This is a genomic window from Caballeronia sp. INML1 (genome assembly GCF_023631085.1).
GTDB lineage: Bacteria > Pseudomonadota > Gammaproteobacteria > Burkholderiales > Burkholderiaceae > Caballeronia > Caballeronia turbans.
The window spans coordinates 55619-69594 of record NZ_JALQDT010000019.1 but is presented as its reverse complement, the minus strand read 5'-3'; the positions used below and the strand labels follow the sequence as shown (position 1 = coordinate 69594).

General features: G+C 65.4%; 7 protein-coding genes. 2 read left to right on the top strand and 5 right to left on the bottom strand.

Going from position 1 to position 13976, the window contains the following annotated elements; all coding sequences use genetic code 11:
- Positions 1–5 precede the first annotated feature (5 nt).
- Positions 6–548: a group III truncated hemoglobin gene (locus NCR38_RS07600; protein WP_250476720.1), complete on the bottom strand. Its 543-nt coding sequence runs from the start codon at positions 546–548 to the stop codon at positions 6–8.
- 301 nt (positions 549–849) lie between these two features.
- On the opposite strand from NCR38_RS07600, the gene NCR38_RS07595 reads away from it, so the two are divergent.
- Positions 850–1347, top strand: coding sequence for an Rrf2 family transcriptional regulator (locus NCR38_RS07595; protein WP_250476719.1), 498 nt, complete (start codon positions 850–852; stop codon positions 1345–1347).
- Positions 1348–1526: 179 nt separating this feature from the next.
- Positions 1527–4124, top strand: coding sequence for an ATP-dependent chaperone ClpB (gene clpB, locus NCR38_RS07590; protein WP_250476718.1), 2598 nt, complete (start codon positions 1527–1529; stop codon positions 4122–4124).
- 169 nt (positions 4125–4293) lie between these two features.
- On the opposite strand, the gene NCR38_RS07585 is transcribed toward clpB, so the two are convergent.
- The 4 genes from NCR38_RS07585 to NCR38_RS07570 form a co-directional block, all read right to left on the bottom strand.
- Positions 4294–4755 carry a YidB family protein gene (locus NCR38_RS07585; RefSeq protein ID WP_061120373.1) on the bottom strand — a complete coding sequence of 154 codons (462 nt, stop codon included), beginning with the start codon at positions 4753–4755 and terminating at the stop codon, positions 4294–4296.
- Positions 4756–4908: 153 nt separating this feature from the next.
- Positions 4909–5493 carry a helix-hairpin-helix domain-containing protein gene (locus NCR38_RS07580; protein ID WP_061120372.1) on the bottom strand — a complete coding sequence of 195 codons (585 nt, stop codon included), beginning with the start codon at positions 5491–5493 and terminating at the stop codon, positions 4909–4911.
- A gap of 207 nt (positions 5494–5700) precedes the next feature.
- A complete protein-coding gene (gene pbpC, locus NCR38_RS07575; protein WP_250476717.1) occupies positions 5701–7911 on the bottom strand; it encodes a penicillin-binding protein 1C in 2211 nt (736 codons plus the stop codon).
- 4 nt (positions 7912–7915) lie between these two features.
- Positions 7916–13945: an Ig-like domain-containing alpha-2-macroglobulin family protein gene (locus NCR38_RS07570; RefSeq protein WP_250476716.1), complete on the bottom strand. Its 6030-nt coding sequence runs from the start codon at positions 13943–13945 to the stop codon at positions 7916–7918.
- Positions 13946–13976 lie beyond the last annotated feature (31 nt).

Here is a 13976-nt window from a genome sequence, read left to right as displayed (position 1 = left end):
TGGCGTTACTTTTCGTCGGCGCCCGTGCCGATGAATTTCGCCGGAAACGGCTCCGCGCCCGGACGCTCGGGAAAGCGCGGCTCGGGGGCGCCGCCCGTGCGCTGGCGCTTGAGCGCCGCGAGCAATTCCTGCTGCTCGACGGGAATCTGATAATCCCAGCCGAACTTGCTGAGTTGCAGACTCTGCGCGATGCGCAGCGCCGGTTCCATGAACTGCACGGCGGCGGCCGGTTCGTAGCGCGACTCGACCGTGTTCAGAAACAGCGACAGCCAGCGCGCGAAGTGGCGCGGCTCGATATCGTCGATCGGACGATGGGCTTCCTGGACATTTCCCCGATACTGTTTCGACCCGAGCACGAGGCTCGACCAGAAAGTCGTCATTTTGGCGAGATGCTCGTCCCAACGTCCCGTGAGCGCGCGCGAGAAGATCGGCCCGAGCAGGGGATCGTCGTCGACGCGACGATAAAAGGCTTCCACCAACGCGCGGACGTTGGCTTCGCTCGGTTCGCGCTCACGTGGCGCGTCGGTGGCCGGGTGTTCGGTGTTCATCGTCGATCTGCGAAACAAAGAGAGAGTAGATCAGATATTTTGCTGACGAAGCATATCAAGATGACGCAAAATGGTGCTTCCGTGCGCGGGCGGCATGCATGTGCCGTGAGTTGTCCGAATGTTGCCCGAGTGTTGCCCGAAACGCATGGACGTTCGTCCGTATCTTATGCGTCTCGGTTCGCTGCGCCGGTAGCACGTCAACAGCGACGATAAGAGACGTTCTTGCGCGAGGGTTTCTGACGAGACGCGCGGTCCGTCAAATCACCGATGTGCCTTCATCCAATTCTATTCGCGCGAAATCATGCGACTCACCGATTACACCGATTATTCGCTGCGCGTTCTCCTTTATCTCTGCGTTCGACCTTCGGGCCTTTCGACGATTCAGGAGATTTCGGATGCGTACGGCATCTCGAAGAATCACTTGATGAAGATCGTCCAGCAGCTCGGCGAGCTCGGCTGGGTCGAGACGGTGCGCGGCCGCAACGGCGGCCTGCGGCTTTCGTCGCGCTCGCGCGAGCTCACGATCGGTGACATCGTGCGCAAGACCGAGAGTGATTTCGCGCTCGTCGGTTGCTTCGCGGATCAGGAAGATGCAACCCGTCCGCGCTGCGTGATCCAGCCGAACTGCCGCCTGCGCGGCGTGCTCGCGGCGGCGCGCGACGCCTTTCTCGCCGAACTCGACAAGCATACGGTCGGCGAGCTCGCGCAGCCGGCGAACGAACTCGCGCGGCTGCTCGGCATCGTCAGCATTGCGCCGCTTCCGGCGGGCGCCTTAGTGCCGGTCCGCGCGTCGTCCTGACGCGCGCGGACGCGTCACGCGCTGAACAAAGCTCGAACGCCGCAGTCAATCCTGAGCGTGCGGACGGTGCACGCCGTCATTGTCGGAGAGCAAAAAACGCACTTTTTGCGCCAAAGCGTGCTTGAAAGTGACAAAAAGCGCCTCATTTTGGTCGTATTCAGAATTGGAGCTTTCAAAAAATGAGAATCGACAAACTCACCACCAAATTTCAGGAAGCGCTCTCCGACGCGCAGAGCCTGGCGGTCGGTCGTGATAACCAGTACATCGAACCGGTGCACCTGCTCGCGGCGCTCATCGCGCAGCAGGACGGCTCGGCGCGCTCGCTGCTCTCGCATGCCGGCGTGCAGGTTCAGGCGCTGCAGACCTCGCTGAACGAAGCGATCAACCGTCTGCCGCAAGTTCAGGGCACGGACGGCAACGTGCAAGTGAGCCGCGAACTCGCGGGCCTGCTCAATGCCGCCGACAAGGAAGCGCAGAAACTCAACGACACCTACATCGCGAGCGAGATGTTTCTGATCGCCGTGGCCGACGACCGGGGCGAAGCGGGCCGTCTGGCGAAGCAGCACGGTCTGTCGAGAAAAGCGCTCGAAGCCGCGATCAACGCCGTGCGCGGCGGCGCGCAGGTCAATAGCCAGGACGCCGAAAGCCAGCGCGAGGCGCTCAAGAAATACACCGTCGATCTGACCGAGCGCGCTCGCGCGGGCAAGCTCGATCCGGTGATCGGCCGTGATGACGAGATTCGTCGCTCGATCCAGATCCTGCAACGTCGCACGAAGAACAATCCGGTGCTGATCGGCGAGCCGGGCGTCGGCAAGACGGCGATCGTCGAAGGGCTCGCGCAGCGTATCGTCAACGGCGAAGTGCCGGAAACGCTCAAGGGCAAACGCGTGCTGTCGCTCGATATGGCGGCGCTGCTCGCAGGCGCGAAGTATCGCGGCGAGTTCGAGGAGCGCCTGAAAGCCGTGCTGCACGACATAGCGAAGGACGAAGGCCAGACGATCGTCTTCATCGATGAAATTCACACGATGGTCGGCGCGGGCAAGGCCGAAGGCGCGATGGACGCGGGCAACATGCTCAAGCCGGCGCTCTCGCGCGGCGAGCTGCACTGCATCGGCGCAACCACCCTCGACGAATATCGCAAGTACATCGAGAAGGATGCGGCGCTCGAGCGGCGCTTCCAGAAAGTGCTCGTCGATGAACCGTCGGTGGAAGCGACCATCGCGATCCTGCGCGGCTTGCAGGAAAGGTACGAGTTGCACCACGGCGTCGAAATCACCGATCCCGCTATCGTCGCGGCCGCGGAACTGTCGCATCGCTATATCACGGACCGCTTCTTGCCGGACAAGGCCATCGATCTGATCGACGAAGCCGCGTCGCGCATCAAGATGGAAATCGATTCGAAGCCCGAAGAGATGGATAAGCTGGACCGCCGTCTCATTCAGTTGAAGATCGAGCGCGAAGCCGTGAAGAAGGAGAAGGACGAGGCGTCGCAGAAGCGTCTGCAACTGATCGAAGAGGAAATCGACCGGCTGAACCGCGAGTATTCCGATCTCGAGGAAATCTGGACTGCCGAGAAAGCGGCAGTGCAGGGCAGCGCGCAGCTGAAGGAAGAAATAGAGAAGGTGCGCGCGGACATCACGCGTTTGCAGCGCGAAGGCAAGCTCGAAAAAGTCGCCGAGTTGCAGTACGGCAAGCTGCCCGAGCTCGAAGCGCGCCTGAAGCAGGTGACGCAGGCCGAATCGCAGGAGCAGAACAATCCGACGCGTCCGCGCCTTTTGCGCACGCAAGTCGGGGCCGAGGAAATCGCGGAAGTGGTGTCGCGTTCCACCGGCATTCCCGTGTCGCGCATGATGCAGGGCGAACGCGAGAAGCTGCTGCAGATCGAGAGCAAGCTGCATGAGCGCGTCATCGGCCAGGACGAGGCAATCGGCGCGGTGGCGGATGCGATTCGCCGTTCGCGCGCAGGTCTGTCCGATCCGAACCGCCCGTATGGCTCGTTCCTGTTCCTCGGGCCGACGGGCGTCGGCAAGACCGAGTTGTGCAAGGCGCTCGCGGCCTTCCTTTTCGATTCGGAGGATCATCTCATCCGCATCGACATGAGCGAGTTCATGGAGAAGCACAGCGTCGCCCGTTTGATCGGCGCGCCGCCGGGATATGTAGGCTACGAGGAAGGCGGTTATCTGACCGAAGCCGTGCGCCGCAAGCCGTACAGCGTGATTCTGCTCGACGAGATCGAGAAGGCACACCCGGACGTGTTCAACGTGCTGCTGCAAGTGCTCGACGATGGCCGCATGACCGATGGCCAGGGCCGCACCGTCGACTTCAAGAACACGGTGATCGTGATGACGTCGAACCTTGGTTCGCAAGTCATTCAGGGCATGGTCGGCGAGCCGCAGGAGAAGGTGAAGGATGCCGTCTGGGAAGAAGTGAAGCTGCACTTCCGGCCGGAGTTCCTGAACCGTATCGACGACGTCGTCGTGTTCCATGCGCTCGACCGCACGAACATCGAGTCGATCGCGAGGATTCAACTGCAGCGTCTGCGTGAGCGTCTCGCCAAGCTCGACATGCAGCTCGAAGTGTCGGATGCGGCGCTCGGGCAGATCGGCAAGGTCGGTTACGACCCGCTGTTCGGCGCGCGGCCGCTCAAGCGTGCGATTCAGCAGGAGATCGAGAATCCGGTCGCCAAGCTCATCCTCGCCGGGCGTTTCGGGCCGAAGGACGTCATTCCGGTCGATGTGCGGGAAGGCGAGTTCGTGTTCGATCGCGTCGTGCATTGACGCGCCACGGGGCCGTCCCGCAAGCGGGGCGGCCGTTCATGCAAAAGGGCAACGAAGCGATTCGTTGCCCTTTTTTCTTTTTTGCTCGCTCGAAAGCGCTGTGCGAAAAGCAAAAGCCCCGCGCGGCGCGATGCCTGCGGGGCCTTCGATGCAAGCCGAATTAGCGCGCTTAACCCTGCTTCGGCTCTTCGCTCTTGCCGAAGAGACCGGCGAGGCCGCCGAGCGAGCCGAGCACGCCGGTCAGATCGAGCTGACCTTCGGGCGGCACTTCGCCATTGGGCGTCGCGCGATCGACGATATGCGGCAGCACTGCCGCCAGCATGCCCGAGAGTTGGTCGCCCGAAACGCCGGCCTTTTGCGCGAGTGCGCCGACATTGTCTTGGCCGAGCACGTTGGTGAGCGTGTCGGGGCTGATGGGTTTGTTCTCACCGGTGCCGATCCACGACTGGACGACATCGCCCGCGCCGTGCTGCTGGAAGCGCTGGATCAGGCCCATGATGCCGCCCGGCTGGCTGTTGACGAATGCGAGCGCCGCTGCGATCAGCGCGGCCTGGCCGGACTGGCCCTGTTGGCCGCCTGGTTGTTGCGATGAATTGCCGAGGGAGGAGGCGAGGATATCGAGTAGGCTCATGACAGTCTCACTACGAGAGGTTGCGGGGTGGGTTCGCCCGCACCGCCGCGTCCGGCTTTGAACCGGGCATGGCGTCGCGGGCATCGGCCGCGAGCGGCCGTTCAACGATGGTCATACGAAGGCAACTTTCCTTCGACATGGTTCCCCGAAGAATCACTGACTGGCAGCCGCGGCGCTGGCGGCCTTGTCTTTCTTGCTGCGCTTCGATTTGGCGGGCTTCGCGTCGCTCGCGGCGGACGGGCCCGAAGCGCTCGCCGTTTCTGCAGCCGCGCTTTCCTTCTTCGATTTCTTCGACGCCTTCGTGCCGGATGCCGGCGCGGCAGGTGCCGTAGCCGGGGTCTGCGCCGTAGTGGCCGCCGGCGACGTCGCGCCGGTGGCCGCCGCCGATGACTTCACCGTCGAGTTCGGCGCGGCGCTGCCGCCTTGCGTCGACGTGGTCGCGGGCTTCGGGGTCTTGCCCGTAGGCGGCAGCGACGAGCCGCCAATCGTCAGGCCGTTCTGCTCCAGCGTCGCCACCGACTTGGTGCCGAGCCCCTTGACGCGGGTCGCGAGATCGTCGGCGTCCTTGAACGGGCCGTTTTTCGTGCGCTCGTCGATGATCGCCTTCGACTTCACCGGCCCCAGCCCTTTCACCGCTTCCAGCGCGGCTTGGTCGGCGGTATTGACATCGACCGCGGCGAACGCCGCACCCATCGACAGCATCAACGCTATGCACAGCATCAGCAGCTTTTTCAGCATGACGGCACTCCAGCTTGAGAGAGAAAGGATGAATCGATAAGTTCGGGCCAGTCGGAAAGATGCCGTTAAGGATAGGGCAAAAACCCGGTCCCGCAACGATAACGGTTCGCATTGTGCACGACCCCGCCGCGCGCACCGCGCTTTCCGCACAATCTTTAACGTTGCGAAATGCCGGATGGATGACGTCGCGGTGTCTGCCGACCTTCATCACTTCGACGCGGCCGAGGCCGTTTTCGCGAAGGCGCCGCGAACCTCGAAACCGACCTTGTCGACGATTTCGCCTTTTGCATCGATGAGTTCGAGCACGTGACGGCCCGGCCACGGCAGCCATGCGGCGCGGGCGTCGTGGCCGTAGGGCTTTCCGTCGAGCCGCCACGCAAGGCGCGCGCCGCTGTCCGCGCGCTCGAACCACACGCGCTGGCGCGCGGGCGGAATGTCCGGGTCGAGCGCGAAGATCGTGCCGTCCGTGGGCGCGCCTATGCGTGCCGCCCGTGCATCGGTATTCGCGCCGCGTGCGGTCTGCGACGCATTCGCCGTGAGGCCGATGGCGCTCATCTGCGTGCCGCGCACGAACCATTCGCTGCGCGCGGGTTCGATCTCGTTCTGATACGTGACGCGCGTCTGTACGACGCCCGGCGGCGCTGGCGGCGGACGGCTATCCGATCGCCGGTTTAGATAGTTGACGATGGCGTTCCACGCCGGCGCCGCGCCCGTCACACCGGATACGTCCCACATCGGTGCGCCGTCCGCGTTCCCGACCCACACACCCACGGTGTATCGCGAAGTGAAACCGACCGCCCAGTTGTCGCGCATGTCCTTGCTCGTGCCCGTTTTGACCGCACTGAAGGTGCGTGTCGCGAGCACGCTGTCGAAGCCGAAGGTGCGCGTGCGCGCGTTGTTGTCGGCGAGGATGTCGGTGACGATGAAGCTCGCCTCGGGACTGAAGACGCGATTTGCGGCAGATGTCGGCCGATGTTCGGCGAGATCGAAGATGGGGCGAGCGATGCCGCCGTTGGCGAGCGCGCGATAGGCGTTGGCGAGCGACGCCAATGTGACGTCGGCGCTGCCGAGCGCGAGGCTGAAGCCGTAGTAGTCGCCCGCCCGCGACAAGGGAATGCCGAGCGCGACCAGCGTCTTCGCGAATCGATGCGGCGTGACCATCACGAGCGTGCGCACCGCCGGCACGTTCAGCGAAGAGCCGAGGGCCGTACGCACGCTCACCCAGCCTTTGAAATCGTGATCGTAGTTTTGCGGTATGTAGAGGCCGCCGCCGGTCGCGAGATCGAGTGGCGCGTCGTCGAGCAGCGTGGCGGCGGTGAGGCGCTTCTCGTCGAAGGCCTGCGCATAGAGGAAGGGCTTGAGCGTCGAGCCCGCCTGACGCGGGGCGAGTACGGCATCGACCTCCGGCGCGTTCGACAAACCGCCTGCCGAGCCGATCCACGCGAGCACGTCGCCCGAACGGTTGTCGATCACGATGGCCGCCGCGTCGTGCACGTTGCGCGGATGCGCGCGCGCGTTCAGTTCGGCGAGCGTTCGCGCGAGCGTGTCGCGGGCGAAGCGTTGCAGGCGTGAATCGAGCGTGGAGCGCACGCGCGCGCCCGCCGCCGGATGCACCTCGCTCGCGACACGTCGCGCGAGATGCGGCGCGAGGGCGTCGTCGCCTGACGCATAAGCGGGCGCGGCGGCCGTGCGCGTGAGCGTGAGCTGAACGTAGCTGTCGAGATTGACGCATGGATCGACGCTTCGGGCGACGCCGTGCAGCGCGTGCATATCGCGCAGGATCACGCAACTGCGCGCGGCGACTTTCGCATACGGGGCGTTCGGCGCGCGCACGAGTGCAGCGGCGAGCGCGGCCTCGCGTTCGTCTAGCCCGGACGGCGCCTTGCCGAAAAGTGTCTGCGACAACGCCGACAACCCGACGATCTCGCCGCGGAACGGCACGAGATTCAGATACGCCTCGAGAATCTGATCCTTGCGCCAGGTTCGTTCGAGCCAAAGCGCGCCGATCGTCTGCCCGGCCTTTTCGCCGATCGAGCGCCGGCCGGCCGATTTATCGGCTTCGATGAGTCCGGTGAGCTGCATCGTCACCGTCGATGCGCCGCGCGTGCGCGTATTCCACAGATTGCCCCACGCGGCTGCCGCCGCGCCGCGCCAGTCGACGCCCGCGTGTTCGTAGAAGCGCTTGTCCTCCGATACGACGATCGCTTCGCGCAATGCCGGCGATACATCCGAGAGCGCGACCCATTCGCCGCGCCGCGCGCTTTTGTCGATGCGCGTGCGGGCAAGCGGCTCGCCGTCGCGGGCGAGCAGGACCCAGTCGGAGCTGCGCCAGTTCGCGCGCACGTCGTCGAAGCCCGGCGACGCGTGCGCCGCCGCCGAAAGAACGCACGCGGTGACGAAGCCGGCGGCGCGTTTCATGACATCACTTTGCGGCAAGCGGCTTTACCACCACCGGCGCATTCGGCAACGCGCCGAACGACGAGGGGGCGTAGAGCGCTTCGACGCGCGTGGGCGGCAAGCCGAAGGTGCCGGGATTGTTAAGCCGCATGGTGTATTCGACGGTCAGCTTGCCTTTGGGCAGATAGCCGTAGTACGCGCGGTAACCATCGAAGCTGCGTTCGACGAAAGCAGGCCACGCGCCGCGATCCTGTTTCTCGCCCTGGGTCGCCGCTTCGGAGTCGCGTCCGAGGCCGGAGCCGAGAATCGTCGCGCCCGCGGGAATCGGATCGTTGACGACGACCCAGGTCATGTCGCTCTGCGCGTCGATATCGAGATGCACACGCACGATGTCGCCGCGCGAGAGCACGCCTTTCACCGCCGGATCGACCGGCGTCACGGTCTTCGCGATGCGATAGCCCGCCGCGAGTGGCGCCTTCAACGCGACGGCCGCGAGACTTTCGATCGTCGCCCACGGCTTGCCGGTGCCCTCCTGCGTCAGCGTGAGCGAAGCGCTGCTCCACGGCAGCATTACGCTGCGCACGCTGGCGGTCTTTGTGACGGACGTCGCCGATGCGGGCGCGCTCGAAGGCGGCGCGCTCCAGTTCACGCTTTGCGTCGAGGCGCCGAGTTGAATCGACGTATGACCCGTCACCGGCGTGCTTTCGAAGAGCCGCGAGAATTTGCCGACCGCGAGCGCGCCCCACAGATTGGCGGTCGTCGTCTGCCACGCGCCGTTCTTCTGCAGTGCGAGCAAGCCCGCGACGACGCGCGGCATCTCGTCCTTCCATCCGGGCGCGTCCGCGAAAATGAGCGCCGCGTGCGCGGCGTTCGTCTCGGTGCCGGTCATGAGCCACCAGAGATCGTCGTCGCGCTCGGTGGAGAAGGTGAGGCGCGTGCCCTCATACGTCAGGCGCGCACGGATGATCTGCTCGGCCTGCGCGCGCTTTTCCTCGCGATTCGGAATGCCGTCGACGTGCGACAGGATCGCGTAGTAATCGAGCACCGCCGATGTCGGCCACTGATCCGGCGCGACCGTGATCGAGTCGAGCATGCGCGCCTGCGCGAGGCCATAGCGCGACAAAGCCTCGATGGCCGCGAGCTTCTCGAAGTCGAGATCGTTGCGCGGCGCCCAGAACTTGCGCTCGATCTTGCCGTCGACGACATTCGCGAGACCCGCCGCCATCCGGTTGCGCAGATCGGCGGGCAAGGCGAAGCGGCCGTCCTGCTTCGCAGCTTCATCGGTGACGGCGAGCAGATACGCGGTGAGAGCGGGGCTGCCGGTCGGGCGCTCGTCGTCGGCGGGCGGGAAGTAGTTCGCGAGGCCGTCGCGGTCCAGATACGACGGCATCTTCGCGAGTACGGCCTGCCATTGCGCGGCGTCCATCAGGCCGAGCGCGCGCGAGGTCTGCTGCTCGAGGCAGTTGTACGGATAGCGCTCGAACCAGCGGCGCACACCGGGCAGGCCATCGGCGAGCTTCGGCTGCAGGGACACCGCGATGCCGCCGCGCACGGCGCCATCGCTCGACTTGCTCGCATCGGCGGGCGGCGCGACGGGCAGCGTGAACGTGCCGTCGACTTGCGCGATGGTCGCCTGCTGCACGGTGACCGGAACCGCCGCGACGACTTTTTGCGCCACTTTTACGGCATCGCTTGCGCGCGGGCCGGCCTGTTCGGCGGCGCTCACCTCCCAGGCAAGCCTCGCGGACGATTCCGCGCCGGGCACATCGGGCGTCGTCACATCCCAGACCACTTCCTGCGACGATTCCGGCGCGAGCTGCACCGTGCGCGCGTCGAGCGCGAGCGTGCCGGCGCGCGGCGTGACGACGACGCGCATCGTTCGCGCCGTCGTGTTGCGCAGCGTGAACTGCGCGCGAAACGCATCGCCGACGCGCACGAGCGGCGGCAATCCCGAGATCAGTTGCAGATCCTGAGCGCTTTGAATCGAAGCGCTACCGGTGCCGAACTGCCCCGCGCCGACCGCAGCGATCGCGACGATCCGAAAGCGGGTGAGCGCGTCGTTCAGCGGGACATCGACGCTGGCTTCGCCCTTGGCGTCGAGCGTGACGCGCGGATTCCACAGCAAGAGCGTGTCGAACAACTCGCGCGTCGCGCTGTGTCCGCCTCCGCCGCCCGCAGGCACCGCTTTGCGCCCGAAGTGACGCCGTCCGATGATCTCCATTTGCGCGGTCGCCGTCTCGACGCCATACGCGCGCTGCTGCAGCATCGCTTCGAGCACGTCCCAGCTTCGGTTCGGCATCAGTTCGAGCAACGCTTCGTCGACGGCCGCAACGGCGATCTGCGTGCCGGCGGGCGCGGGCTTGCCATCGGGCAGCGCGACTTTCACCTTCACGTGCGCCTTGCTCCGAACGGTGTACGACGTCGCGTCCGGGTTCACGCTCACCGCGAGCCTGTGCGACGCCGTGCCCACCCTGATCGACGCGAGCCCGTAACGGAACGCGGGCTTCGACAGATCGACGAGCGGCGTCGGCGCCTGATACTGCCGGCCCTCGTACCAGAACGCGCGCGCCCATTCGACCGGCGCCTTCCATCCCCACGTGAAGAACGAATACCACGGCACTTCGCGGATACGCCCGCGCAACGCGAGCACCGACACGTAGACGTTCGGCCCCCACGCATTCCCGACCTTCAGCTCGACGGTCGGATCCTTGCCGTTCAGTTCGACGACCCGCGTCTCCATGATGCCTTCACGTTCGACCGCGACGAGCGCCGTCGCCGAGCGGAAGGGCATGCGCACCTGAAAGCGTGCGGTCTCGCCCGGCTCGTAGCTCGTTTTCTCCGGCAACACGTCGATGCGGTCGGTGTTCTCGCCGCCGAACCACAACTCGTCCTCGCGCGTGACCCATACCGATGTGCTCGCGTTCGCCGTGTGGCCGTCGCCGTCCTTGGCGAGCGCGATCAGATCGACGTTGCCCGGTTCCTTGAGCTTCGCCTCGCACGAGACGATGCCGTGGTCGTCGCTCTTGCCGCTGCACAGCGTGCCGAGATCCTTGCTCTCGGTGTGATTGTCGTACGCGTAGAAGCCGCCCACCATGCGCTTGCGCGAGCTCGACATCACGCGCGCGACGGCCTTGATATCGACCGATACGCCCGCGCGCGGCTTGCCCTGCAAATCGAGCGCGAGCGCCTGCACGGGCAGCGCGCCGCCGACCGACACCCAATGCCCCGCCTTCACGCCGATGGTCACCGCGGCCGGCCAGAGCAGGGTGCCGCCGCTGATCGTCTGAATCTCGCCGTTCGGATCGGCGAAGCTCGCTTCGAGCGCGAGACGCTTCGGCGATTCGACCGCCGGCAGCGGCTTTACCGTGACCTTGCCGACGCCGTCCCGATCGAGCGTGACACGCAGCTTGTCCGCGATGAGCTTCGTCGTCGCGTTGTCCTGCTGCTCGCTGTCTTCGTCCTCGGCGGGCGCGCTGGCGCCATCGTTCGCCGGTTTCCGATATGGCGCGAAGCTGAACGCCTCGTACTGCGAAGCGAAGGGCGGCGCCGTATCGCGCACGAGCGCGGACACCTGCACCGGCAGATTCGACGCCGGTCCGCCCTGCACATATTCGAGCCGCACCGCGACCGGCGCTTCCGGCGCCGCGACGAGCCCGGGCGACTTGCCGTCACCCGCGCTGATCGAGCCTTTGAACACCGGCAGGCGGAATTCCTCGACGCGGAAGCTGCCCGATTCGTACGACTGCGTGACGGCGTTGTCGTTGGCGTTGGCGTTGTCGTTCGCGTTGTCGTTGTCGTTGCCGTCATTCTCGGACGTCGCGCCGTTGTCGAGCGTCACGCTGTATTCGCCGAGCTTGGCCGCGACGGGCACGGTGAAGGTCGAGTCGGCACTATGGTCCGCGGCCCATTTGAGCGGCAGATGCCAGGTCTGTCCGCTGCCGACGTGCCGGATCGTCACGCGGCTCGGATAGCTCGATGCAAAGGCGAAACCGTGGAGTGTCTCGACGCGCAGCAGATGCTTCATCGACACGGTTTCACCGGCGCGCAGGAGCGTCCGGTCGAACACGGTATGCGCGCGGGTCGTGCGCCTCGCGCTCATGTCCGTCGGCACGTTGAAGCGCCACGATTCGATGCCGCGATTCCAGTCCGACGTTACGAAGGCCATGTCCGGACCGGAGACGGGATCGTTCACGCGCGCCGACACGAAAAAGCCGCCCCATGCGAGGCTGTGCTCGTTGCATTCCCGTGTGGCGGCAAGCGGCTTGCCGATCTTCGCGAGGCCCTGTGCATCGGTCTTTGCGGTGGCGATTTCGTCACCGTTGCAGTCGGTCACGCGAATATCGGCGTTGGCGACGGGCTTGCCTTTGTCGAGCGTCGTCACCCACACGAGGCTGTTCTCGCGTCCCTGCTTGAAATGCACGCCGAGATTGGTGACGAGCACCGACGTGCGCACGTACATCGCCTGACTCTTGCCGAGCAGCGACGCGCCGAGCGCGGGCGAGCCCATTTCGACGACATAGAAACCGGGTTTCGTGAGCGGAATGCCGACGACTTCGAACGGCCGCGGCGCTTTCGGATCGACAGCGGGCAGCGTGAGGGTTTCGACGCCGCGTTGTTTCGCCAGCATCGACAGCGAACGGATATCGATTTGCGGATCTCTGGACGACGAGCCGTCGCTATTTGGGATGATGACCGGCTCGATGCCGTTGTTCAGCATCGCCGGCATGCGCTCCTCGATCGTCGAGCGTGACATCGACATGCCGTCGAACAGGTCGACGGCGCGCATCCATCGGCGGATGTCGGTGTCGGCGTCGAGTTTGAGCTTCGTGATGTGCGACGTGCCCGAATTGAGCCCTTGCACATGCAAGTCCGCTTCGACGTGGCGCAACGTGACCGGCAGCATCGCGGGCATGCCCGGTTCGGCAAATCGCTCGATGATGCCGAACGTGCCCGACGAGAACTTCGCGAGCGGCGGCATCGCGGCGGTCGTGGTCTTGAGCGGAAAGAGATCGGCGTTCGCGAGCGTGCGGCCGCTCACGTCCTTCAGATTCGCGGGGACCTCGATGGTGAGATCGGCGCGTTCGGGCAGCGGCGCGGCGAACTCGACGGCGCTCAATTCCGCGTCCTTGTCGGTCGCATCGAACCTGGGCGAGGCGTTGCCCTTGGGCCCATGCAGCACGAACTTCTGTGCGTCGGCGCGGCTGATCGGCGCGCTGAAATTCAGCCGCAGCGGGCGAAGCGGTGTGCACGGCGCTTGTGCGTTCTCGCGCTCGCACGAGAAGCTCGCCGTGAAGGGCTCGCGCACGGTGAAGTCGAAGCGCTTTTCGACGTCGTTGGCGATACCGCCCGGACCCGTCACGCCCGCACCGTACACGAGCTGCATCTTGGTCGCCGACGGCAACGTTTGCTGGCACGCGAGCGTGAGCACGCGATCTCTTTCCTTATCCAGCCGGAAATGTTCGAGCAGGGCGGCGCGGGTGGCGTCATCGACCGGGCGCACCGGAATCCGGTTGCCGAGCGCGTTCGATTCGCACCAGACATGCTCGAGCACGGATGCCTGCGTCGCGGGTCCGTTCAGGCGCAGCACGAAAGCCTGATTTTCTTCGATGTCGCCGTAGCTCGGCATGACGCGCGTGACGAACGGTCCGCCCGTCTGGAACGCGAAGCGGCGCGGGCCGGAAAGCGCGTTGCCGGCCACCGACTTGAGGCCGTCCGCGAGATCGAGGGCGCAATGCACGCCGGGCGGAAGATCGTGCTCGAAGTCGAAGGCCCAGGTCTTGGCGTCGATCCAGCGCTGCGAGCCCGCCGTGGCCGACGCGCTTGCGCCGCTACAGGTGAGCTTGCCGGGCGCTGGCGCTGCTGTATTGCCGAACGCGACCATCGGTTCGTCGAATTTGGCGACGACCTGCCGCACTTGCGCGACCTTGCCTTGCGGCGACACGCTCGCGATGCGCGCGGCATCGGCGCGATGAAACGCGGCGCCCAGTCCCAGCGCGGCGATCAGCGTGGTCGCGGCGAGAATCCATTTTTTTTGTGACGTTGTAATGCGGCTCATCCGCTCGCTCCGGGCATTCCTCGACGCGAAA

Bases quoted from the DNA above. Each gene is read 5' to 3' on its own strand.
- NCR38_RS07600 (WP_250476720.1), bottom strand. From the start codon at position 548: ATGAACACCGAACACCCGGCCACCGACGCGCCACGTGAGCGCGAACCG.
- NCR38_RS07595 (WP_250476719.1), top strand. From the start codon at position 850: ATGCGACTCACCGATTACACCGATTATTCGCTGCGCGTTCTCCTTTAT.
- clpB (WP_250476718.1), top strand. From the start codon at position 1,527: ATGAGAATCGACAAACTCACCACCAAATTTCAGGAAGCGCTCTCCGAC.
- NCR38_RS07585 (WP_061120373.1), bottom strand. From the start codon at position 4,755: ATGAGCCTACTCGATATCCTCGCCTCCTCCCTCGGCAATTCATCGCAA.
- NCR38_RS07580 (WP_061120372.1), bottom strand. From the start codon at position 5,493: ATGCTGAAAAAGCTGCTGATGCTGTGCATAGCGTTGATGCTGTCGATG.
- pbpC (WP_250476717.1), bottom strand. From the start codon at position 7,911: ATGAAACGCGCCGCCGGCTTCGTCACCGCGTGCGTTCTTTCGGCGGCG.
- NCR38_RS07570 (WP_250476716.1), bottom strand. From the start codon at position 13,945: ATGAGCCGCATTACAACGTCACAAAAAAAATGGATTCTCGCCGCGACC.